Below are 419 nucleotides of genomic sequence, written 5' to 3'. Positions count from 1 at the left end.
GTTTTGATCACGACAACAGCAAAGACATGGATGCGCTAATGGCAACCCCGCTGTGGCAGGCCATGCCGTTTGTCCGTACAGGGCGCTTTCAGCGCGTACCCGCAGTCTGGTTTTATGGTGCAACGCTTTCGGCAATGCACTTTGTGCGTGTTCTGGATAACGCCATCGGAGGTAAAGCGTGAGTAAACGAATTGCGCTTTTCCCGGCGTTATTGCTGGCGCTGTTAGTGATTGTCGCTACGGCGCTAACCTGGATGAACTTCTCACAGGCGCTGCCGCGCAGTCAGTGGGCGCAGGCCGCCTGGTCGCCGTATATTGACGTCATCGAGCAGATGATTTTTCACTACAGCTTGTTGCCGCGTCTGGCGATTTCGCTGCTGGTGGGCGCAGGCCTGGGGCTGGTGGGCGTGCTGTTTCAGC

Annotated in this window: 2 protein-coding genes; both read left to right on the top strand. The window is 57.0% G+C overall.

The features are described 5' to 3' along the window. The coding region (locus ACEWB7_RS18100) for a hypothetical protein (RefSeq protein WP_411581101.1) at positions 1–182 on the top strand (182 nt) is incomplete at its 5' end. Further along, a partial coding sequence (locus ACEWB7_RS18095; protein ID WP_411581100.1) for a hypothetical protein occupies positions 179–419 on the top strand: 241 nt, incomplete at its 3' end. The genes ACEWB7_RS18100 and ACEWB7_RS18095, both read left to right, overlap by 4 nt.

It is taken from the genome of Acinetobacter sp. NIOH-H-8, assembly GCF_046635365.1.
Classification (GTDB): domain Bacteria; phylum Pseudomonadota; class Gammaproteobacteria; order Pseudomonadales; family Moraxellaceae; genus Acinetobacter.
The sequence above is the reverse complement of the archived record's forward strand: the minus strand, read 5'-3'. Positions and strand labels throughout refer to the sequence as shown.